General features: G+C 42.2%; 22 protein-coding genes. 8 read left to right on the top strand and 14 right to left on the bottom strand.

Annotation, left to right across the window (positions count from 1 at the left end):
- Window positions 1-176: 176 nt before the first annotated feature.
- The gene (locus D4T97_RS08785; RefSeq protein ID WP_126049733.1) at window positions 177-1136 is read right to left on the bottom strand and encodes a magnesium transporter CorA family protein; all 960 of its coding nucleotides are present in this window, start codon (window positions 1134-1136) and stop codon (window positions 177-179) included.
- A 130-nt stretch (window positions 1137-1266) separates the two neighbouring features.
- Here D4T97_RS08785 and D4T97_RS08780 point away from each other — a divergent pair, with 130 nt between their 5' ends.
- Window positions 1267-1944 carry a TrkA C-terminal domain-containing protein gene (locus tag D4T97_RS08780; protein WP_126049731.1) on the top strand — a complete coding sequence of 226 codons (678 nt, stop codon included), beginning with the start codon at window positions 1267-1269 and terminating at the stop codon, window positions 1942-1944.
- Between the two features lie 12 nt (window positions 1945-1956).
- Here the strand turns inward: D4T97_RS08780 and D4T97_RS08775 are convergent, their stop codons facing one another.
- Both D4T97_RS08775 and D4T97_RS08770 read right to left on the bottom strand, forming a co-directional pair.
- A complete protein-coding gene (locus D4T97_RS08775) occupies window positions 1957-2826 on the bottom strand; it encodes a CvfB family protein (protein ID WP_126049728.1) in 870 nt (289 codons plus the stop codon).
- 365 nt (window positions 2827-3191) lie between these two features.
- Complete coding sequence (locus D4T97_RS08770; RefSeq protein ID WP_126049726.1) at window positions 3192-3644, bottom strand: general stress protein; 453 nt, start codon at window positions 3642-3644, stop codon at window positions 3192-3194.
- Between the two features lie 453 nt (window positions 3645-4097).
- Between D4T97_RS08770 and D4T97_RS08765 the strand changes: the two genes are divergently transcribed.
- The 4 genes from D4T97_RS08765 to fdhD all read left to right on the top strand — a co-directional run bounded on the left by D4T97_RS08765 (window position 4098) and on the right by fdhD (window position 9586).
- Window positions 4098-5366: an L-lactate MFS transporter gene (locus D4T97_RS08765; RefSeq protein ID WP_126049724.1), complete on the top strand. Its 1269-nt coding sequence runs from the start codon at window positions 4098-4100 to the stop codon at window positions 5364-5366.
- Between the two features lie 70 nt (window positions 5367-5436).
- Window positions 5437-5796 carry a DUF2294 domain-containing protein gene (locus tag D4T97_RS08760; RefSeq protein ID WP_126049722.1) on the top strand — a complete coding sequence of 120 codons (360 nt, stop codon included), beginning with the start codon at window positions 5437-5439 and terminating at the stop codon, window positions 5794-5796.
- Window positions 5797-6415: 619 nt separating this feature from the next.
- Window positions 6416-8767 (top strand): FdhF/YdeP family oxidoreductase, encoded by a 2352-nt coding sequence (locus tag D4T97_RS08755; RefSeq protein WP_126049720.1) that lies wholly within the window; start codon window positions 6416-6418, stop codon window positions 8765-8767.
- Between the two features lie 12 nt (window positions 8768-8779).
- A complete protein-coding gene (gene fdhD, locus D4T97_RS08750) occupies window positions 8780-9586 on the top strand; it encodes a formate dehydrogenase accessory sulfurtransferase FdhD (protein WP_126049718.1) in 807 nt (268 codons plus the stop codon).
- Window positions 9587-9933: 347 nt separating this feature from the next.
- Here the strand turns inward: fdhD and D4T97_RS08745 are convergent, their stop codons facing one another.
- The 8 genes from D4T97_RS08745 to D4T97_RS08710 form a co-directional block, all read right to left on the bottom strand.
- Window positions 9934-10389, bottom strand: a complete 456-nt coding sequence (locus D4T97_RS08745) for a TlpA family protein disulfide reductase (protein WP_126049716.1) — start codon at window positions 10387-10389, stop codon at window positions 9934-9936.
- 115 nt (window positions 10390-10504) lie between these two features.
- Entirely contained in the window at window positions 10505-11053 is a 549-nt protein-coding gene (locus tag D4T97_RS08740; RefSeq protein ID WP_126049715.1) for a peroxiredoxin, read from the bottom strand.
- A gap of 340 nt (window positions 11054-11393) precedes the next feature.
- Entirely contained in the window at window positions 11394-12275 is an 882-nt protein-coding gene (locus tag D4T97_RS08735; RefSeq protein ID WP_126049713.1) for a LysR family transcriptional regulator, read from the bottom strand.
- Window positions 12276-12288: 13 nt separating this feature from the next.
- The gene (locus D4T97_RS08730; RefSeq protein WP_126049711.1) at window positions 12289-13794 is read right to left on the bottom strand and encodes an MDR family MFS transporter; all 1506 of its coding nucleotides are present in this window, start codon (window positions 13792-13794) and stop codon (window positions 12289-12291) included.
- A 482-nt stretch (window positions 13795-14276) separates the two neighbouring features.
- Window positions 14277-15491, bottom strand: coding sequence for a multidrug effflux MFS transporter (locus D4T97_RS08725; RefSeq protein WP_126049709.1), 1215 nt, complete (start codon window positions 15489-15491; stop codon window positions 14277-14279).
- A 450-nt stretch (window positions 15492-15941) separates the two neighbouring features.
- Window positions 15942-16370, bottom strand: coding sequence for a cyclic-di-AMP-binding protein CbpB (cbpB, locus tag D4T97_RS08720; RefSeq protein WP_126049707.1), 429 nt, complete (start codon window positions 16368-16370; stop codon window positions 15942-15944).
- A 166-nt stretch (window positions 16371-16536) separates the two neighbouring features.
- On the bottom strand, window positions 16537-16791 hold the full coding sequence (locus tag D4T97_RS08715) for a YkuJ family protein (RefSeq protein ID WP_126049705.1): 255 nt from the start codon (window positions 16789-16791) through the stop codon (window positions 16537-16539).
- A gap of 350 nt (window positions 16792-17141) precedes the next feature.
- Window positions 17142-17363 (bottom strand): hypothetical protein, encoded by a 222-nt coding sequence (locus D4T97_RS08710; protein WP_126049703.1) that lies wholly within the window; start codon window positions 17361-17363, stop codon window positions 17142-17144.
- A 227-nt stretch (window positions 17364-17590) separates the two neighbouring features.
- Here D4T97_RS08710 and D4T97_RS08705 point away from each other — a divergent pair, with 227 nt between their 5' ends.
- Entirely contained in the window at window positions 17591-18052 is a 462-nt protein-coding gene (locus D4T97_RS08705; protein ID WP_126049701.1) for a YkyB family protein, read from the top strand.
- Window positions 18053-18611: 559 nt separating this feature from the next.
- Here D4T97_RS08705 and D4T97_RS08700 read toward each other — a convergent pair.
- From D4T97_RS08700 to D4T97_RS08690, 3 genes are all read right to left on the bottom strand, one after another.
- A complete protein-coding gene (locus D4T97_RS08700; RefSeq protein ID WP_126049699.1) occupies window positions 18612-19475 on the bottom strand; it encodes an NAD(P)-dependent oxidoreductase in 864 nt (287 codons plus the stop codon).
- A 14-nt stretch (window positions 19476-19489) separates the two neighbouring features.
- Complete coding sequence (locus D4T97_RS08695) at window positions 19490-20275, bottom strand: SDR family oxidoreductase (protein WP_126050257.1); 786 nt, start codon at window positions 20273-20275, stop codon at window positions 19490-19492.
- 386 nt (window positions 20276-20661) lie between these two features.
- Entirely contained in the window at window positions 20662-21810 is a 1149-nt protein-coding gene (locus D4T97_RS08690; protein WP_126050255.1) for a YeiH family protein, read from the bottom strand.
- Window positions 21811-22049: 239 nt separating this feature from the next.
- Here D4T97_RS08690 and D4T97_RS08685 point away from each other — a divergent pair, with 239 nt between their 5' ends.
- Together D4T97_RS08685 and D4T97_RS08680 are read left to right on the top strand one after the other, a co-directional pair.
- A complete protein-coding gene (locus tag D4T97_RS08685) occupies window positions 22050-22238 on the top strand; it encodes a YkvS family protein (RefSeq protein ID WP_126049697.1) in 189 nt (62 codons plus the stop codon).
- A gap of 374 nt (window positions 22239-22612) precedes the next feature.
- Window positions 22613-23224: a CPBP family intramembrane glutamic endopeptidase gene (locus tag D4T97_RS08680; RefSeq protein ID WP_126049695.1), complete on the top strand. Its 612-nt coding sequence runs from the start codon at window positions 22613-22615 to the stop codon at window positions 23222-23224.
- Window positions 23225-23252 lie beyond the last annotated feature (28 nt).

Raw genomic sequence — 23252 nt, 5'->3', positions numbered from 1 at the left:
TTTTCTCCCCTTTCAATTCCTGCTGACTTTATCTTAAATGATTTAATACAATCACCAAACGACCCTAAGCCTTGTTTTTCTCTAAGACCAGAGACGTAGGAGATATGGCTTTGGTAAAAAAGTGATCTGGAATCACCGTATTTAAAACAAAAAAACCGACGTAATTCAACGTCGGATTAGTATTTCCGGAGCCTTTTTTTCTTCCTGCCTTTCATGACATCCCCTGTCCACCCTTTTTCATGCAGCCACCAATAGATCAATCCTGTGCTTAGCAAAATGACTCCCCAGGCAAGAGCATAGCCATATTTCCAATTAAATTCTGGCATGTACTTGAAATTCATTCCCCATAATGCTCCCAAAACAGTGATTGGTGTAACCAGAACAGTAAATACCGTTAAAGCTTTAATGATTTCATTCCCTCGATATGAATAAACGTTCATATTGATATTCAGTAGTGTCTCAATCTGGTTATCATAATGATAAAGCAGTTTCATTGTCCTCTCTACACGGATTACAGCTTTTCGATATGTATCCATCTTTTCCACCCGGTCCAGATAAGCCTCCTGCATGGCCAAAAGCATTTCCTCCACTGGTATTGCGAGTTGCTTTAAAAACAGCATTTCCGAGCGGCACTCAAAAATTTCTTCCAGTAGATTTCCAGGATTTCGCGTTCTAATTTTTTTCTCAAGCTTTAAAAGCTTTTCCTCGAAATCATCAATTCCATCAAGAAAGTTGTTGAGAACTTCTCCTATAATCAGAAGAAACCCCTCAATTGCATTTTCACACTTATTGAATTGTTTTATCAATTTCTCACGGTGATAATTAAAAATCGAGTCTATATCCAAATCAATTGTGATTAATACATCGTTTGAAATATAAAAATGAAGTAGTTCATAGGAATCTGCATTTTGCGGGTCACATAAATAATTTAATGATCCAACAAGGGATGCCCCGCCCTTTTCCAGCGCCAAAATTGCCAAGGACGTTGATTCGATATTTTTGGCATTCTTCATCCAAAGCCCAAATTCATCTGATTCATTTTGTAACCTCGAAATTTCATCTTCATCGTTAAAATCCAAATCGATCCATGTCCAACCATGTTGAATTTTATAAACTTTTCGTCCATCTTCCTTCATCCGCTCTACCCCTCACCACCATTATTAATCATTTATCTATTCCCTCTTGGCAAAAAAATTATTCCTGAAAATAATCTTGTTTATCGTCTAGAATATTCGGGAATTTTTATAAACGAAATGGGGTGAGATAATGGAACTGCTTTTAATGCTCGGATACTTTATATTTGTTGCAATGGTTATAGAAGCTTCCGCTACTCTACTTACTTTTACAGGGCTGAAAAGAAAAATTGCGAGATACCAAGTGATATCCATGCTGACCAATACAGGATTTACGACTGATGAGTCAAAATTAATTCTAGAACATCCTATTCGTAGAAAAATCAGCGCGTTTCTTATACTATTCGGAGCTTTTTCGCTTGCAGTCATCATTTCCATTCTCAGCAGCTATTTATCAGATGATATCCGCTTTAAACAATTGGGATATATTCTTGCAGGGAGCGGTATTTTATTATTCTTTCTGAAAATGAAACCTGTTAGAGAGTTTTTGCAAGGGAAGCTTGATACGTCCATGGAGAAGCAATATGCCCTTGACGAACGTCCAATACGGGAGGTCCTATACATGAATGATGATGATTTACTGACGGTCGTTCCTCTTTCTAATGAATCTTCCTTTGTAAATAAACAATGCAATGAAGTATTCGGGTATGGCGAAGATATACAACTGCTTTTTATCAAAAGAGGAGAGGAGGTCATCCGACTGCATTTAAATGATGAACAAATGCATGAAGGGGACCTCCTCTATGTTCTTGGAGATGAAAAATCAATCCGTGATAAGTTTAACCATGAATTGGAGTTTAAAGAACAATAATCTTTCGGGAGCTTATTGCTTTTCCTTATTGACTAAGTGGGTCCAGCCATCCTTTTGGATAACCTTTCCCTCTTTCATGAGTTTGCCCATCGCTCGTTTAAAGGAGCCCTTACTCATTTGAAACCGGTCCTTTATATCTTCTGGGTGACTTTTATCCCAATATGGCATATTTCCGCCGCGGCCCACCAGGTAGCTGTAAATACGATCGGCATCCTCATCAATGGCCTCATGTGCCCTCGGCAACAATGAGATATTCACTGATCCATCGTCCTTGACACCAATGACCCTTCCTTCCACCATTTCACCCAGTCGGGGCTCACGTACTCTTTCGGAGCGGTGGATAAATCCTATGTATCCCTCTTCACTGATAATATTAGATCCCTCGAGGAGCAGGCGGTAAACTGTTCCCTTTATGCTTTTATTAAAAATTTTTCTCTCTGCAGGTTTAGCCAATTTACGAATATCTTCCTCTGTCCCAAGTTCTCCAAACAGCCGATTTTTTTTATCTGTTTTCAGCGTACAATAAAGTTTGTCGCCCTTTGCTGGCCAGAGCCGGGACAACTCAGGTAAATCGTCCTTGGAGACGAGAACATCTTTTTTCAGTCCTATATGTATAAAAACACCCAAATTCTCCTTTACTTCCACAACTTCAGCCCATCCGAAGCTCCCTTTTCTGATATCAGGAATGGTTAAAGTCGCCGCAAGCCTTCCTTCGTGATCCTGATATAAAAAAACTGTCTGCTCCTGTAGCGGATCGAAGTCTTCTGGAACTTCGGTATGATGAAGCAAAACATCCTCTTCTCCATCTGTTAAAAAATAACCGAAAGGCACTTCTCGTGCTTCGGAAAGTTGAACAATTGTTCCTGCTTCTAGTTTTGCCATATTAGCTACCTTCTTTCGTAATCTATCCATTGTAAATTAATGCCCATTATACCATTTCCTTGCTGGAATAAGAAAAGCGGAAGCGCTCGTCAAGGGACGTATAGACTGAGCTAAAAAGTGGAAACGACCTAGTCAGCGCCGACAAGCACAAGTCGATTTTCGCGGAGGCTGTACTTCTGCCACCACAGGGAAGCAGCTGACTTCATTTACATCGTGTGAATCTTAATAAAACTACGCACAACTCGGCATATTTCCAGGATTTTTTCCATAACAACTTCCCCATCTTCAACCGATCATTTTTTAATATTTCCTAACCGCAAAAAATCTTCCGCCGGTCCGACGGAAGATCCATTCATGCATATATTTTAAGGTAACGTTTCTCTTTTGGCTTTGTCAACTAGGACAAGTATTTTTCCCTCATTCACTTCATCATGATAACGGTGGGCATCATCTTCAGGAATCCCCATACCAATTAAAGCACCCGCGAGGCCACCAACCCCAGCGCCTGCTGCAGCCCCTGATAACCCAGCTACTATCGGTCCAGCAGCAATCACAGGCCCTATTCCCGGGATCGCCAATGTACCAAGCCCGGCAAGTACGCCTCCCAATCCGCCAAGAACTCCTCCTGTAGCCGCACCAGCTGCCGCACCCTCAGGAGCTTTCGTATCAGTTTCATGTGTAATATGGTCCACTTCCTGCCTGTTTTTGCTTATAACAGAAATATCATCCTGATTATAGCCCTGATTCTTCAACTGCTCGATTGCACTTACGGCTTCTTGCTCAGTATCATACGAACCAACTACATACTTTTCTTCCATGAAAAAATCCCTCCTTCGTGCTTTTCTTACACTAATGGATTACCCTTGCACCATGAATGTAAACCGGTCAAAAAAACTGTCTGGGAATATTCCACTCGTATGTGTTTATTGGCTGCCCCTTTGATTGAAATAGAGATTATAAATATCACATCTTTTTTCCCTATCCTAAATGTGACAAATATGTTAACATATGTACCGAAATATCAATAATATTGTAGAAGTGTGAGTAATTGACCATTGGTTGGCACTTGGCAGCGCTCCTGTTTAAAGACTAACCACCGCTAAAAATCGCTTATCCAAAGATAGGCCTTATTTCGCGGTGGTTTTTTGTTTGAGCAACGGACTAATATCACAATGATTTTTCCCCAGATTATTACTCGTACTTCCAAATACTTTTTGATATTTCATCATTTGTTAGCGGTTTCAATCTACCAATTGAGGAGGAACATATTAATGGAGAAATTGAAAAACAGATGGCTCATCGTTGCTTCTGCAGTCGGCATCCATATTTCAATTGGCTCAGTGTATGCATGGAGCAACTTTACGAATCCTTTGATGGAAGAGTTCAATTGGACAGCAAGCCAGGTGCAGCTGACATTCAGCCTCGCAATTTTGTTCCTGGGACTTTCAGCAGCCTTTCTTGGCCATTTCGTTGAAAAACACGGGCCACGTAAAGCCGGGCTTCTTTCATCCCTGTTTTTTGGCGTTGGAATATTCTGTTCAGGATTTGCTGTAAAACTTGGTTCATTACCTCTTTTATACATAAGTTACGGCGTGATTGGCGGTATCGGCCTAGGTGTCGGCTACATAGCCCCTGTGTCAACTTTAGTCAAATGGTTCCCTGACAGAAGGGGGATGGCAACAGGCATGGCAATCATGGGTTTCGGTTTTGCAGCCGCGATCAGCAGTCCGATCATGGATTTGCTCATTAAATCTGTAGGTATCGCCAATACATTTTTCATTCTGGGAGTCGTCTATTTTATTATCATGACTTCGTCATCCCTTTATCTTGCGAAGCCGCCGGAAGGCTGGGCGCCTAAAGGCTTTAAAGAGAAGTTGGAATCCGGAAAAGTATCAGAAGATCTGTCACAGCTTACAGCCAACGAAGCAGTGAAAACACCACGCTTTTATTATTTGTGGCTTATGCTGTTTATCAACGTTACCTGCGGTATTGCCATATTATCTGCGGCAAGCCCGCTAGCCCAGGAAAGCATCGGCCTGTCTTCGATAGAAGCCGCAGCTCTTGTAGGAGTACTTGGGATCTTCAATGGCTTGGGCCGTATCGGTTGGGCTACTGCTTCTGATTATATCGGCCGGCCAAATACCTATACCATTTTCTTTGGAATCCAAATTATTTTATTTGCCTTGCTTCCATTTACAAGTGTATCCATTTTCTTCCAAATAATGCTTGCGATCATTCTTACCTGTTACGGTGGAGGCTTCTCCTGCATTCCGGCCTATATCGGCGATCTCTTTGGGACAAAGCAACTAGGCGCCATCCACGGCTATGTTTTGACGGCTTGGTCAGCAGCTGGCATAGCAGGTCCAATGTTTGCAGCAAAAATCAAGGATATGACCGGAAGCTATGGAAACAGTCTATTGTTTTTCGCAGCCTTCTTTGTGGTCGCTTTCGCTGTTTCACTGATCATTAGACTTGATATAAACAAGCTGAAAAAGCAAAAAGCTGAAAAAGGCGGACGAAAACAATTCGTAACCAATTGAACAATTATTTGAGATATTTTGTAAACATGATAGAATGATAGTAAGCATTAGGACAAGAGGTTATCGGACGATGAAAAACTACGAAGCTGAATTCAGCAACTTGGTAAGGTCTTTCCGTAAACGCCATATGGGCAAAGGTCCAAGCCAAATAAAAACAACGTTTTGCAAGAATTGGGCGATTTGCGAAATGGAGGGCAATCTGTCTCCGGTTGAAAAATTTATTGCAAGCGCCGAAGATGGGAAGCAGATGGTCCGGGCTGCAAGGACAGAGATGGTGAAAGAAATGTATCGTAAGAACCATCCTGTTGAAATGGAAGAGCTGCTGGGCGCAAAATTCGTCGATCTTTTTGTTGATATAGACATTGAGAAAGACTTGGGGATGTCGATCTTTGTATTCGATCAAGACCTCGAAGAGAAATTCAATACATGAGAAAAGCGCGAGCGCCTTTTTTGGTCAGACCGAGGAGGCCGTTCTTTAGCCAAGGAGCTGGCTTCCATCACGTCATGTGAAACTTCACTGAGGTTGCTTAATTCCTTTCCGATGAACAAGTCTTCTTCGATTAAGTTTTGGCGTAGGAGCACAGTCTTCCTTGCTGGCTTGTGAACTCAAGAGCTTCGGTGCCTCGCCTGCACTAGCACATCCTGTGCGTCGCTGGATGTTAGATAGTTTTTAAATAAACTCCAATAACAAGTTATGGTATCTTTTACTTAAAATAATTAACCAATGTGAGTTGGCACTTGACAGCGTTCCTGTTAAAGACTAACCACCGCAAAAATGCCTTTTCGGCGTTTTTTTGCGGTGGTTTTTTTTCTAGAAAAGAATAAGTGCCTTGCTTAGCGGGGGCAAACAAGACGATTCCGAGGTGGTTCTTTAATAACTTTATGTAAATCCTCTTCGAGTAAGCTTCTTGCAGCTTGGATATGATGTCCAAAACCTTCCTCGAACAAACTGCCCTTGATGTTGTGAACTCGGGAGCTGGGCGCTGAAACTGGAAATAGAAATAAATAGTTTTATAAATCTTAATATATAAAAGAAAGGAAGAATAAAATTGGGAAAAACAAAACATAGTGGTCCTATTAAGCTTTCAAAAAAACCGGATCCCAAACATTGGGTAAGTCCTATTCCCTTCGGAATTGGAAAGGTGAAACCAAAGCATATCCGTGACACAATGAAAGTTGTCATTGAAAACAGCGACAATCTGCCGTATGCCTATCGAATTTTAACACAGGGTGTTTGCGATGGTTGTGCGCTCGGAGTGTCAGGCCTTTATGACCAGACTTTAGCGGGTCCTCACCTGTGCACGACGCGTTTAAATGTTCTGCGTCTGAATACGATGCCTGCCATAAAAGAAGAAGTTCTTCATTCAGATATCGACGAACTAAGAAAACTGGACAGCACAGAATTGAGAAAGCTGGGTCGCATCCCCTACCCTCTTTCCCGCAAACCCGGAGAAAAGAAGTTCCGAAGAATTTCATGGGATGAAGCATTGGATAAGGTGGCGAATAAGGTAAAATCCATTAATCCGAAGCAAATGGCACTCTTTTTGACGGCCCGCGGAATTACGAATGAAGTATATTATACAGCTGGAAAATTTGCCAGGTTCATCGGTACAAACAATATCGATAATGCATCAAGAATCTGCCACTCGCCGAGTAAAACAGCATTGAAAAGATCACTTGGAATTGGAGCATCCAGCTGCAATTACAAGGACTGGATCGGCACTGATGTCCTCATCTTCTGGGGCTCTGTCGCGGCAAATAATCAGCCTGTATCAACTAAATACATGTACGCAGCAAAAAGAAAAGGCACCAAAGTTATCTGCATCAACCCTTATAAAGAGCCGGCAATGGAAGGGTACTGGGTTCCTTCAATAGCCGAATCCGCCCTGTTCGGCACAAAGATTGCAGATGATGTTTACCAAGTAAATATCGGCGGAGATATCGCCTTCATGAATGGCATCATGAAACATTGGTTTGAAATGGAAGAAAAGAATCCAGGTTCGGCGATTAATCATGATTTTATTGGACAACATGCTAATGGCTTTGAGGATTTGAAAAAACATGTACAGGAACAAAGCTGGGAGCAGCTTGAAAAATCATCAGGAATTACGAAAGATAGAACGCTAGAGTTTGCCGAGCTCCTGGCAAATGCAAAGAGCGGAGTTTTCGTCTGGTCAATGGGCCTAACCCAGCACCGGTTTGGAACCGATAACATTTCCCAGGTCGCCAACCTGGCAATTTTAAGAGGGTTTATCGGGAGGGAACATTGCGGGGTCATGCCGATAAGGGGTCACTCAGGTGTTCAGGGTTCCGGTGAAATGGGTGCCGATCCATTTGTTCTTCCTGGAGGAGATTTCGAACAGGAAAACATAGAGCGGATGGAAAAGGTATGGGGATTTGACATACCAAAGTGGCAAGGAGATATTGTGGGCGTTTCACTGGAAAATGCCGTACTTCCTGAAAACCACGAAAAAAAGTTGAAGGTTTTTTATACATCAGGCGGGAACTTCCTTGAAACGATGCCCGATCCGGCATTTATGGAACAATGTCTGAGCAGTGTCGACCTAAGGGTCCACCAGGACATCATTTTGAATACATCCACTCTTGTGGACGCCAAAGAGGAAGTGATTGTCCTGCCGGCCCAGACAAGATACGAACAGCGCGGCGGCGGAACTTCCACCTCAACTGAACGGATGGTCTATTTTTCACCAGAAATCAAAGGGCCAAGAATAGAAGAAGCCCGCTCTGAGTGGGAGATTTATGTAGATTTGGCTGCTCGGATCAAACCTGAGGAAAAGGATCTGATGAATTTTATAGAAGCCGAACAGATTAGAGAGGAAATTGCTGTTGCCAATCCAAATTATGACGGCATCCAGCATTTGAAAAACCAGGGTGATGTATTCCAATGGGGCGGAGCATGGCTTTGCGAGGACGGTAACTTTCCGACAGAAGACGGAAAAGCCAACCTGCTTCCCATCGAGCTTCCCGAACTGCGTAAGCCTGAAGGACATTTCTATGTCACGACAAGGAGAGGCAAGCAATTCAACTCGATGATATACAGTGAGAAGGATCCGTTTAATGCTGCAGACAGATATGATGTCTTGATACATGCGGAAGATGCCAAAGAACTTGGAATATTGGATGGAGATGCGATTGTCGTATATAATCGGTATGGAACCTTCCAAGGAAAAGCGAAGTTTGCCGATACAAGAAGAGGCAATATTTCCGTATACTGGCCCGAAGGCAATGTATTGCTGCAAAAAGGCATCTACGAACAATTCGCAGGAATACCCGAATATAATATTGGGGTTGTTGTGGAAAAAGCGGACACTTACAATGCCCAGAAAGACATAAAGTATTTGGAAGAGAGAGTTGATGACCTGGAACAAGAAATTAGCTAAGAAGGTGGTAATATGGAATCTATTGTCGGGGACCGTCTGCAAGTATTGCGATACACAGGAGGATCACTTACAGAAATAGAGGATCAGGCCGCTGTGGAATTCCCTCTTACTATATATTTAGACAACGAAGAATTTGCCACGGTCGTATGTACTCCGTCAAATTTGAAAGAGCTTGTTATCGGTTTTTTGGCATCTGAAGGCATGATCAGAAGCATGGAAGATATTTCTGCCTTCAATATCGATCATCATCAGGGTTTTGCCTACGTGGAACTGAAAATGAAGCAAGTAATCAGCAAGGAATTTTATTCAAAGCGAATGATCGGCTCATGCTGCGGTAAAAGCCGCCAGTTTTATTTCTATAACGATGCCAAAACGGCAAAAACAATCATGACCAGGAAAAAAATATCAGCAGGCCAATGTTTGGAGCTGATGCAACAAATGCAGGACAGCTCCGAAGAATTCCAACGGACAGGCGGAGTACATAACGCTGCATTATGTACAGAGGATGAACTGCTTTTCAGCTATTCGGACATCGGCCGTCACAATGCACTCGATAAAATATTCGGCCATTGCATCATGAATAAAATATCCTTAAAAGATAAAGTGATTGTTTTCAGCGGACGGATCTCATCCGAAGTCGTTCTGAAGGTAGCAAAAATTGGGGCAGGCATATTAATTTCCAAATCGGCCCCCACTACACTGGGGATCGATTTAGCTAATGATTTAGGGATTACTGCGATAGGATTCGCAAGGAAAAACCAATTAAATATATATTCACACCCAGAAAGAATTATAGAAGCAGAGTGTGTTTCCCAATAAAAAAGCCGGGCATCATAGCCCGGTTTTATTTTGTACTATAAAGTTCCACGTTTGCGGATAACTTGTTAATCGGATTATTCTAAGTCTAGCTCCGACGGACAGGGGTCCTAGTGCACCAATGTGCATAGGAATTGCTAGTGCAGGCAGCGACAGGACGTCGCTGCTCTGAGTCTAACAATTGCCACCGAAGCCACAGGATGCGCCGTTTTGAGGCGGCAGGCGCTTGTCATCCTAAACTGCCTGCTTCCGCTTTTCTGATCAGTCTGTACGTCGATGAACAGGCGCTTACGCATCTGTTCAAAAAAACAAAAAAGACGCCTTTCATCCAAAGCGCCTTTTTATTTTTCTTATTCTTTTTTCTCCAATTCGCCCAACACACGGTTCACGCGTTTTTCAAGCATTTTCATTCCGCCGCCTCCTGCTTGGAAATGGCGTAATTGCCCATCTTTATCAAATACGTAATAAGCAGGCACATATTCATTCTGGAAAGCGTCTGCCAGCTTTAATTCGCTGTCGACAAAGATTGGCTGTGTGATATCGTGCTCATCTGCAACTTTTTTGATCTCGTCTATGTCCAAGTCCTTTTCCGATCTTGGCATATGAACAGCGATAACATTCAATTTATCCTTATATGCATCACGGAATTCGTTGACCTGAGGCATGGCCTCTTTACATAGATGACAGCTGATGGACCAGTAGTGGATCAATGTCGGTTTCTCTCCCACCAAGTCTGCTTTTGTCAGCTGGCCATTAAGCCATTCGGTTGCACCTTCAAGTTCAGGCATAGGTTCACGCAATTTCATAAAGCGATCCCTCTCTTCTTTGGAAAAATTTTACCCAGATATGGGAAAGACAGACACAATAAGTGCCTGTCCTATTTATTGTCCAGCTGCGGGCATCAGCCCTTCGCTTTTCTAATTAAACGTTCAATGTTTTTTGGCCAGGTCTCCAGTTTGCAGGGCAGAGTCCGCCAGTTTGCAACGCTTGAAGTACACGAAGAGTTTCATCAACGTCACGGCCGATGTTGTTGTGGTTAACAACAGAGTACATCAATTCGCCTTCTGGATTGATGATATATAATCCGCGAAGTGCGATACCTTCTTCTTCGATAAGCACTCCGTAGTCACGGGAAACAACATGGTTTGTGTCTGCAGCAAGCGGGTATTTCAAATCTCCGAGACCATTGTCTGTACGGTCAGTGTTGATCCAAGCCAAGTGAGTGTGGATTGTATCAGTGGAAACACCGATTACTTCAGCATCCAAATCTTCAAACTCATCATAACGGTCAGAAAGAGCCGTAATTTCTGTTGGACAAACAAATGTGAAGTCCATTGGATAGAAGAAAAGAACTGTCCATTTGTCGTTTTTCATGTTTTCTTCAAGACTAACCTTACCAAATTCTTTATTTGGCATTACTGCTTCCATTTCAAATCTTGGTGCTTGTTTACCTACCATACGTTCTGCCACAATAAATCCCTCCGTAAATAATATAAAATTCAACTGAGAAAAACATATGTATATTCTCAGTGCGTAACCTTATCACAATTGTTATTATAGGATATTCAGAGTATCAAGTCAACATTAATTATAATAAATGTAAATAAAAAACTATTACTAATTAATCCGCTTGCTTTTTTCACTCTATTATCTATTCCACTAATCCGGATAAATATTCCTACCAATCAGTCTATCATGACTCATATCGACAACAAAACAAAATGCTCTACATTAAGCGATAAACCATGTGAAGACTGCATTTTCCCAATAATTTAGCCGCCCATTTAAAGAGCGGCTAAAATCCCATTCACTATTCCGGATGCTCAGTATTGTATTCACGGATAACATCAAGAAATGCCTGAACCTGACGCAGTTCAAATGCAGAATCATATCCGAGCAGCCATGTGTCACGTTTGATCGGAGAACCCCTTTCATCAAGCAAGGGAATCTGATGCATATTTTTTTCCGCACCATTCAGTGTGATGGCAGGTAAAATCGCATACCCGATTCCGTTATGGGCCATCTGCTTGCACGTCTCGATCTGATCAACAACTATTGTTCTTTTCGGTGCCGTTTGAAATTGACGGCGCCACCAATCCTGAATTTCCTGATAATAATTCGAATCACTTTTAAACTGGATAAAAGGGCGATCGGTCTGAAGTACGTCTTCAATCCTTTCGATCTCTCTGTCCACCAAATATAAACTGTCTTCGAACAGGTGATACTTTGCACTTTTCCAGTCAGCTGTTCCTCTGATGATGCCAATATGGACTTCTCCTCCATATAGTGCTTTTAATATTTCACTGCTCCAGCCGGTAATTAGGGATATCTTTGCATTAGGATATAAGCTTACAAACTTTTTCAATACTTTTGGCAGCCAATTTTGGCCAACAATTGTTGCGCAGGCAATTTTCAGAGTACCGTGTACATGCGTTTCAAGGGCCTGAATTTCCTCAACCACTTTTTCTTCCTTTTCCAGCATTTCTTTGGCGAATTTAACAACAATCTCTCCTGACGGAGTAAGTATTAAACCTTTTTGTGAGCGGATAAAGAGCTTCGTACCCCATTGCTTTTCAATATTTTGAAGCCGCTGTGATAATGCTGGTTGAGAAACAAAAAGTTTATCTGCGGCTTTTCGCATATTCATTTCCTCAGCGAGCACGGTTAAAAAACGTAAATCTGTGTTGGACATAGAAAACCCTCTCTCAGGCTGTGGTATTACTTCTTTTGGGCAGGAGAAGAACCAAAAGGAGACTTATGATGCCGAAAACGAGGACGGCAATATAAACTGTGTGTAATGAATGTGACAATCCCTCCTGCAGGAGCATCTTAACTGAAGCACTCAGTTGAGATCGATGTTCAGCTGTCAGAAGCATATTCGTTGAATCTAGCGTAAGATTTTGACCTGCCTTCCCTCCATGCTCCGCGAAATATCGTAGAATCTGGCCGTTCAATATCCCCCCGAGCAGAGCTGCACCTACAGTATTGCCCAGGTTCCTCATAAACATATTAGTGGCAGTTGTTATTCCTCGCTGCTTCCAATTGACTGACCCTTGAATCAGGACAATAAACGAAGTGCTGGTCAGCCCCATTCCTACACCAACGCAAAACGATGAGAAAGCTGCTCCCATCGGACCGGCAGAAGGTACAATAGAAACGAACAGTCCGCCACCGATTACAAGGAAAATACCACCGATTAATGAAGTGGTACGGTAGCCGATCTTTATGATCAACTTGCCGGCAGCTGTTGAAGCCAATGGCCAGCCAATGGACATCGCTGTCAATGTAAATCCGGCAATCGTTGCACTCTTTTCCATAACGCCCTGAACATAAGCAGGTAAAAAACTTGAAATCCCTATGAGCATTAATCCTGTCGTAAAAGACACCAGGTTGGCAATCAAAATTGGCCGCAGCTTCCAAATTTCGAGAGGCACCATCGGCTCAGAGGCCCTTTTTTCTTGAGATATAAACAGTAATAACGTACTTACGCCAATCAGTGCAAGTGTTATCACCTGGGGGGATGTCCAGGAAAAGCGGACACCCCCTTCTACTAATATGACCATAAGCGATGAAATGGCAATAGTCAGCAGGCTAGCACCAGCGTAATCAATATCCGGCTTCTTCTTCTCAACGGTTTCATGTAAAAACAACCAAATGCCTATTATGGAAAGGACGCCTAAAGGAATACTGACCCAAAAAACCCATCGCCAGCTTACGTATTCCACCAGGAGACCACCAACAGCGGGACCCATTACCGCTGAAATGCCCCATACACTGGAAAGATACCCTTGTACATTTGCCCGTTCCTCGCCAGTATAAATATCTCCCACAATGGTAGTGGCAATTGGCATCACGGCACCTGCACCTATTCCTTGGATAAGCCTGAAAACGATGAGTTGTTCCATAGAGGCGGAAAGGCCACATAAAAAAGACCCAATTAGAAAAATACTAACCCCTACTGTTAAAATCGGCTTTCTTCCATACAAATCTGAGAGTTTACCGTAAATCAGGACCGTGATCGTGTTCATCAATAAATAAGCTGAGAAAACCCAACTGTAATGCGCAAATCCTCCAAGGTCACCAATAATAGCCGGCATTGCTGTGGCTACGATTGTCGCTTCAACGGCTCCAATAAACATGACCAGCATGACAGCGGCAAGTACATATGGGCGCTTTGTCTGTTTCGGAATATTTCTGACCATTTCACCCATCGTTCCATCTCCCTTTTTCTATAAAAAAGCGCTAGGTACGCAGCCTTAGGCGACAAGCACAAGTCAAATTGTTAGGAGGCAGTTCTTCTGCCACCACAGCAAAACTGCTTAACTGATTACATCGTGAGAAACATCTTTGAGTATGCTTCAGGCGACTTTGCGACGGGCCGAACAAGGCTTCCTCGAAAAAGCTATGGTGCAAGAGCACATTCATCCTGAATTAGCTTCCTTGCAACTTGTGACCTCGAGCCGATGGCGCCTGGCCGCCTCAGACCGCGACATCCTGTCGCTTCGGTGGCACTAGCGCGTCCTGCGCGTCGCCGCCGCCTCAGGACGCCACATCCTGTCGCTTCGCATGAACTACCACTTCCTGTGCGTCGGTGGAACTAGGACCATCCTGTCCATCGGAGCTAGGTGTAGCATAAGTATGATAGATAAGGTTTCACAACATAATTTTTTACAATTTCAAACTAAAATTCTTTTTACTTTTTCGAGTTAAGAAGGCAATAAAAGAATAATGCAGATGCATGGCAGCAGAACATTACAATCCCCATTGACAAAATGCTTCCGCTTCCAAGACCGGCTAACGGCGCAGCTGCCGCTCCAAATACATGCGGCATAAGACCGTGCAAAGCAGCCGCACTCCCGGCAATTTTCCCTTTATCACCCATTGCAAGTGAAAAAGTGGTTGTACCGACAACTCCAACACTTGAAACTGAAAAAAAGAGCGGGATTAATACAAATAGCAAATCGGCATTGACTAAAAGCATCAGAAAAAGTATCCCACTGCTGACAACAGCCATATACAAGCCGCTCATTAACAACTTTTTTTCGTGAATCCTACCAGCAAGCCGGCCGGTTATTTGAGTTGCAGCAATAATGCCGGCACCATTTAATGCAAAGAAGATACTAAATGCTTGCGGAGACAGCTTAAAGTGTTCCTGCAACAAAAACGGTGAGCCCGCAATATATGCAAACATGGCAGCCATGATAAACCCTTGGGCCAAACAATAACCCATGAACACTTGATCTCTGAGAAGAAAAGAAAAAACTTTTAGCATGTTTAGGATGCCGCCCTCGGAGCGGTTGGATTTTGGTAACGTCTCAGGGAGGCCCCACAGAACAGCCAGCACCATAACGGTGCCTATGACAGCCAGGACTCCAAAAATGCCTTGCCACGGCATGATTGAGAGGAGCTGTCCCCCGGCTATAGGCGCGGCAATCGGAGCGACACCATTGACCAGCATTAACAAAGCAAAAAACTTCGTAAGTTCAACGCCCGAATATAAATCCCGTGCAACCGCCCTAGCAATTACAATTCCCGCTGCAGCCGAGGCACCCTGTACAAATCTCATTGCAATTAAGCCCCATATTGTCGGCATGGCCATACAAAACAACGAAGCAATTGCAAAAATAGCCAACCCAGCCATCAACGGTTTCTTTCGGCCTTGGGCGTCGCTTAGGGGCCCCATGATAAGCTGGCCAACCGCCATTCCGATCAAGAAAGCAGTGAGGCTAAGCTGTGCTAAAGAAGTCTGTGCCCGAAAATCTATGGCCAACTTCGGTAATGCCGGTAAATACATATCGACAGCAAGAGGACCAAATGCAGTTAAAGAACCCAGTATTAGAGCAGCCCATAGACGGTTAATTTTCGGGTAAGTAACAGCAGAATATTTATGTAGAGCAGATCCCTTCATGGTTCACCTCACATATGATTGCCTTTAGACAAATGCGCAACCGCTATTCGATAGACGTAGGGGCGACATCGCTAGCGGTCTCAAAGCGGGCACCTCCTGTCCGGCGGAGCCGTGCTACATGGGTTGCTCCTTGAAATGGCTTTGTGCGCTTTGTGACGAGCTGAACGAAACTTCCCCCAATTCAGCTATGGCGTAGGAGCAGATTTTTGTTGATTTTTCATATATAAATGGCTTCCTTTTCTAAGCTTCCTGTAGCTTTGCGGCATGGTGACATAGCTTCCTGAAAAAACTTGCCTTAGAGCACACTAGTCACTAAGTCTGCTAGTCGATAAAAGCTGGAGAGACGGAGACAAACCCAAATAAAGGATTTTTTATTGGCGTCAGATTTAATAGTGCTAAAAAACAAAAACAGGCTCCCGAGCAAGGGAGCCGCCTTTTTAAAAAATTCCGTTAAAGTTGCAATTTCAGCTCTTTCAAAAGTGCTCTTCTTGTAACAATGCCTTCAAAATATCCCTCTTCATCAAGAACACAAACGAAAGGATGATCAATAAGCAGATCTACCGCTTTCCTAAAATGATCATGGAGCATAACTTTCGGAATATTTACAGCCATGACGTCTTCAACTTTTTTATCACTAAGCTTTTCGAATTCAATCCTTTCCAATCCGAGGATTGATTCTGTAATGATTGCTGAACTGATCAAACCATGTAACTTAAAACGGGCATCAAGCACCGGTATGGCTGAATAGCCGCTCTTTGTCAAAACGAGCAAAGCATGTTCTAAATTATTTCCTATTTGGACATGGGCCACTTTTTCAGACGGTATCATGTAGTCACTAATCTTTGGTTCTGTAAACGCCTGACTTTTCAAGGAAATCATCTTTAAACTCCCTCATCTCTTTGCGAAATCGTTCTAATATCATTTTACCATAAATTTAGAAAAGGGAAACAAATCTGTTTATGAAAAAACCACTTCATAAAATAAAGGCCAAACGGCCTTAAAGGTGAAAAGACTTCCGCTGCAAGAAACGAGCGGAAGGAAGATCCTAACGATATGTTTTTTCTTCTTGAATAATATCAAATATTTCTATCGCCGCAGCATCAATGTCATCGAACTGATATGTCTGCTTATTGTTATCCTTATCATATTCTTCCACTTCGAATGTTCCGGTGCTTGAAAAGAACTTCACCTGGCAGATGACTTTACCATTCACTTCGAATTGTCTTTGTGGGACATCTTCTTGCCCCTCCATGCTTTGCATTGTTTGCAATCTTTGAATAATACCCATTAATTGTGACATGTTTTTACCCCTTTCTTTGGGAAGACACACCTATTATAAAAGAAGCCCCTTGAACAATGCAAATTGTTTTTTCATTCATGGAAAGCATTGGTATTAACGCAAAAAAATAAGGCAGGATTAACCTGCCTAAAAACATTTTCCCGGCTGCGGTTTAAAACTTACCTAAGGAAGGTGCAAGCCGCACATCCTCGGGCCCACAAGACCGGGAGATTTGTAAAGGAAGTTCTCAGCCTTTAAAGAAAACATGCTTTGCAACAGGGTGAGTAACTTCGACTTCCATAATTTATGTTGAGCCGTTCCTGAATAAGCTTCCTTGCGGCATAGATACTTTCGCCAATGGTGTATCCCGCCTATTGATCTTCTTTAATATTTAACAATGATTCATTCAGTTTTTTTATTGACCGGACAATTGTCTTCTTTCGATTGTATCCCTTCACATTGACGGAAACGCCGTTCATGCTCGTGTAAACCTTGCCCCATGAGCCATATGGTTTGAATCCATAAATATAGATTTTGATGACACCTGATTTAGAAGGCAGGAAAACAGCTTCATAGTCCCTGTTTTTTCTCACTTCAGCATCCCCTTCCTTATGGGATTTCTATTTTAAATTGATATGTGATAATAAGTAATTTTAAATTCCTCAAGCACTAACACAGTAAATATACACCTGGCATGCACCATTTTCAAGTAAAATTTCGGGTGATTATTCTCTTTGAACCTTGGCAAGCTTTTCATTGTGCTTTCAGGATGATATAATTATATGTAATTTCAATCAATTAAAGAAAGGAGAACTCATTTGTGGATCCGGATGTCAGAAGAAAAGTCCCGTTAGAACCAACTGTTGAGAACCTGTCTCAGGCTATATTCACGGTCAATCGGCACGCAAAAACTGCCATTAACCCAAAGTTCCTGTACAGCCTGAAAAAACAGGCGCTTGAAAAAATGATCAGGGAAGAGAAAGCAGCCAAAACCGGACTGCATTTTTCAAGAAACCCAAGATTCAGCCAGCAGCAATCAGATGTATTAGTCAAATGCGGAGAATACACATTTCATATTCCGCCGACAAAAGAAGACTTTGAACAATTACCTCATCTAGGCCATCTTGACCAACATTCCCGCAACCCAAAAACTCGCATGTCGCTAAGCTTTGCGAAACAACTCCTTCAGGAATATACCGGTCTCAAAGAACCCAAACATGAAAATAGTAGAAGAAAGCAGCAAAAGCCAGTATTCAAAAAATTGGGGGACAGCTTTTTTTAAATTTCAACAAACAAAACAAAGTCCGTCCAGAAGGTCCTTGAAAGGACTTTCTGGACGGACTTTATTGAATTTTAACGGAATTTGAGACCTTAACAAAAATATTGTTCGGTCATTATCGGTGCTGAAAGACAAAACGGTAATTCGGGATCGTTGCCTGCACTTCATTACGGTAATAGGGGTGGATGCGGTAAAATGGGCACGAATCCGTGACCTTCGCGGAATATACCCCATGATTTCGTCGGTGTCACTCCAGTCTATACGTCGCTTAACGAGCGCTTCCGCTTTTCTTATTGTCCAGCTACAGCGCTCAGCGACTAGTAGACTTCGCGCCTCCTCCTACGATAAGTCAACATCGACTCCTTCGTCGCCGTGTATCCTTTATCTCGTCGAAGTCACTCCAGTCTATACGTCGCTTAACGAGCGCTTCCGCTTTTCTTATTGTCCAGCTGCAGGCGGCAGGAGCTCGAGGTCACTTCGGTTAAGTCAATGAAGTCAAAGGGCGACTTCACTGACTTAACCTCCAGTGCTTGTCGCTCCTAGCAGCCGCCTTCCGCTTTTCTTATTCCCAATATTTTACCAATGCCTGCGTACCGCTGTTTTCCTCGCCCTTTTTTGCCAGTGTTTTGTACATTCGCTCAGCAAGCTCTAGTCCCGGCAGTTCCAATTCCATTCTCTTGGCTTCATCAAGCGCAATTCCCATGTCCTTGATAAAGTGTTTGATAAAAAATCCTGGTGTGTAATCTTCCTTTAAGACCCTTGGGATCAAATTAGACAAAGACCAGCTTCCTGCTGCACCAGTACTGATCGAGGTTAGCATTTTCTCAGGATCAAGCCCCGCCTTTCGGGCATAGACAAGAGCCTCCGTCACTCCGATCATATTAGATGCAATTGCTATTTGATTACACATCTTCGTATGCTGTCCTGCTCCAGCTTCACCTTGGAACACGATGTTGTTTCCAAGCACAGATAATATTGGCTGAACCTTATTAAAATCCTGTTCATTTCCACCGACCATAATCGAGAGAGTTCCATTTTTGGCACCTATATCCCCACCTGATACCGGGGCATCCAAAGCAGCAATTTCAAGCTTTCTCGCTTCCGTAAAGATTTTTTTTGCCAGAGTCGGGGTTGAAGTCGTCATATCAATGACAGTCTTACCTTTGCTCACGCCAGAAAAAATTCCACCCTCGCCAAAATAGACATTCTCTACATCATACGGATATCCTACCATCGTTATAATGATGTCGGCAGATTCCGCTACATCCTTAGGTGAATCTTTCCATCCAGCCCCTTCATTCACCAAATCAGCGGCCTTCTCCTTAGTACGCGTATAAACAACAACGGGAAAACCCTCTTTCATCAAATTGCGGACCATCGATTTCCCCATGACTCCGATTCCAATAAATCCGATCTTTTCCCTCATTTCAGTTCCTCCCCCTAAATGGATCGTAACTTTCCGCCATCTACAACAAACGTACTTCCAGTCATATATGTATTTCCTTCGGAAGCAAGGAAAACAACAATTTTAGCAAACTCTTCAGGCTTGCCGTCCCTTCCAAGCGGTATGCTCTCCGCTGAACGGGCTCTGATCTCTTCTACCGAAATATCCTCTCTTTGTGCCCGCTTTTCATCGAGATGCTCTATTCTTTCGGTGGCAATTCTTCCAGGCCCTACGGTATTAACTAAAATGTTATATTTGGCGAACTCATCGGCAATCGTTTTTGAAAGCCCGACAATTCCTAACCTTAACGTATTTGATAAAATCAATCCCGGAATAGGTTCCCTTATGGAAGATGATGCGATATTAATAATCCTTCCACCTTTTTGCTTCAAAAACGGAAGGGCTGCCCTGATTATCCTGATATACGATAAAAGATTGAGTTCAAATGAACGCTGCCACTCTTCGTCTTCAAAGTCTTCAAATCCTCCCGCGGGCGGACCGCCGGCATTATTTATCAAAATATCAATGCTTCCAAATGAGTCAGCGGTATGTTTTACAGCCTGGCTGATATCATCCGGATCCATGATATCACAACGTATGTATTCAGCTCGTCCGCCTCCTAGACTATTAAGCTCTTCTGCCACCTTTTGCAGCTGCTCTTCATTCCGGCTGGCAAGCATGACATCCGTTCCTTCCAGAACAAACTGTTCAGCGATGGCTCTTCCCAAACCTTGGCTAGAAGCCATGACAAGAGCCTTTTTATTTTTCAGTCCCAAATCCAACCCGATCATCCCCTTTACTCCTCATTTCTCTGCCATAATTATATCACAATTAAGAAAATACAGGCTTACACATCCTCCTTCTGTATGTGCAAGACAAATATTTAAAGTTAATTCCTCAGCATTCTCAACAAAGCCGATGACTGAATGAGTTACCTCACCAAGCTACCTCACACCCAGTATTTGTGAAGCTCCGATATCCTGTCCCTCTTTTTTCCTCCATAAAAAAAGGAAGGCATAACGCCTTCCGAAAAAAGGGGGAAAAATGAGATTGACATGACTACTAGAAATTGCAATCAGTCATGGTTAGTATTCTATTACCCAAAACTTGTTCAAATAACCCACTTTTTTCACATTTTTTTATTTCTTTTTTATTACAAAATATTGACTCATGCCGCAATCAATCCCCCGAATAAAGAAACAAGAATAAGGCTGACAGCGCCAACAGACAATGCCGCAATCAATCCGATTCCAAACGGCTTTAATCCAAGCCCCTTAAATATTTTAAAATTCGTTGAAAGTCCGACACCCGCCATGGCAAGCCCAAGTAAATATGTTGAACCAAAACTGCTCCACTGGTTATGAAATGCTTCCCAACTGACTGGTGAAAACAACCCGAATGCCAACTCGTTCTTTAAGGATGTAAAGTCTCCAATTGTTCTTGTTAAGGCCATTAATAAAAAACCGATGACAAATAGCGGAATAAGTTTGTACCATTTCGGCATTTCATAATTTTCTTCGCCTGCTTCATCGCCCGCATTTTTAAAAAACAAATATGAAACGAGCGGGATGACCGCAATGATGAACAAATTTCTTGTAAGCTTTGTTATGGTGGCAATATCAACAACTTTTTCCATATCGTATATTTGATTGTAAATAAGCGCCGATCCAGCAACTTGCGCGGTATCATGAATGGCAGTTCCCAAAAACAGGCCCGCTTTGACCGGGTCACTTCCAAAAAAAGTATTGGCCAAGTAAGGGTAAAATAGCATTCCAATCAAGCCGAATATGGTTATGTTTGCCACTGCATATGAAATTTCATCATCCTTCGCCTTCAGGACAGGCGATGTCGCCATGATCGCTGTTACTCCGCAAATCCCGGTACCACAGGCAATTAAAGTTCCCAGACGTTTTGATTGATTCATTTTCTTAGTGAAATATAACGTGACAATTAATCCACACGAAATACATGCAATGATGAGCGGTAACCCCCACGCGCCAAGCTTCAATGCCTGAGCAAGACTTAGACGCAATCCAAGCAGAATAATTCCTGCCCTTAATGCATATTTAACAGAAAAGGATATTCCTTGCATAAATACAGAGTGCAGGCCAGCTGTATTTCTAATAAGAATTCCAAGTAGGATAGCCACAAATATTCCTGAGACGGGGCTTGTGCTGCCTGCTGGAAGGAGACGCAAAGCGACGATCAGTTCACCTATCAGATCTGCTGCATATAAGCCAATTATCATCACCGCCAAGCAGATGATAATTCCCGGCAGCACTCCGATGATCTGATTCGCCTCACGGGCTTTGGGCATCTCTTTTGTTTTCAATTTTACAGTATTTATTGCCCTCTCTCCCTTCCATAATTGTTAAATAAATCATAACACGGAATATATTTCTGTGTTATTTATAATTGTTATAATCTATATTTTAAATAGTTATTACTAGCTTCATTGAATGCGTTTGTAAAAGAAAAATGTTTTTATATTTCGATGATTGCACTTTCATTAAAAATAGTGCAAACTAGATAGAAAAAAATAAAGGGGAGAAGCCAATGAAAATTGCAAAAATTGGTGACCTGATAGAATTTAAAGATGGTCTTCGGGGAATAGTTGAAAAGATCAATGAAAACTCAGTAATTGTTGACCTGACATACATGGAAAATTACAGAGAGCTAGAGCTGGAAGAAAAGACTGTAATTAACCATAAAAACTACAAAATAATTAATGAGTCAGTAAGTTAATAAAAAGTTCAATTGTCCGTATGGCGTCCTACAATTTCAATAACGCCAAGCATTGTGCGGGCAAATAATGTTTTTCAAAGTGATTATTTATTAATAAGAGGCTGGTTTGTCTAATGGTCCATTGAGCAAAGCAGGTGAAAGCTATGTTTCACCTGCTTTTGCTGTGCTCCCTATAGTTATGAAACCAGAACACACCCGCATATCCGCATGCTGACTATTTATAATTCATACCCTTTTGAACAACTCCCCTCTTAATTTTCATCAAACATCACGGCTAAAAAGGACTAATAATGGATGAAACTTTTTTTTTCCGTTAGAATGAACACATATTATAAAGATGATTTTTGAAATAAGAAAGGAATTAAGCGTGTTGTATGTATAAAAAAAAGTTAGACCTTAAACTGATTGGTGGAATATTTTTTGCTTTCCTGCTAATTTATGTCACTTTCGACAGCAAAGTTGTATTTTGGTATTTATATACCGCGACGATTTTATTTTTAATCAGCTACACCATTGTTAATGAAAAGCTTGATGATGAAGCTTCGGCAAAAGAATATATCAAGCATGGCCTGTGGTCAGGTATCGCCCTATATTTATTAATTTTAACGGGGAACTGGGTCTTGTCTGTACTACCGGGTTCGTTGAGCAGTCAGGTAGCTGCCATTTTCAAATATTTTTCTTTTGAGTTTATATGGCATTATCTAGTTCTTTTTTTCATCATTATTCCAGGGGAAGAAATTTTTTGGAGGGGTTTCGTTCTAAAAAGGCTGACCAGGTGTTTGAATCCAACGGCTGCCGTCATTGGTGCAGCTTTGTTGAATGGCGCTGGATTTTTCCTTTCAGGATATCCAGTATTGGCCTTAGCCGCCTCAATCACAGGACTTGTTTGGGGAAGCTTGTATATATGGAAGAGAAGTATTGCACTGGTATTCTTTTCGCACTTGATATTTAATCTGTTATTATTAATAATCTTTCCTTTATATTAGAAAGATGAATGATAAATATTTAAAATTA

The sequence above is a fragment of the Siminovitchia acidinfaciens genome, assembly GCF_003605385.1.
GTDB lineage: Bacteria > Bacillota > Bacilli > Bacillales > Bacillaceae_C > Siminovitchia > Siminovitchia acidinfaciens.
The sequence above is the reverse complement of the archived record's forward strand: the minus strand, read 5'-3'. Positions and strand labels throughout refer to the sequence as shown.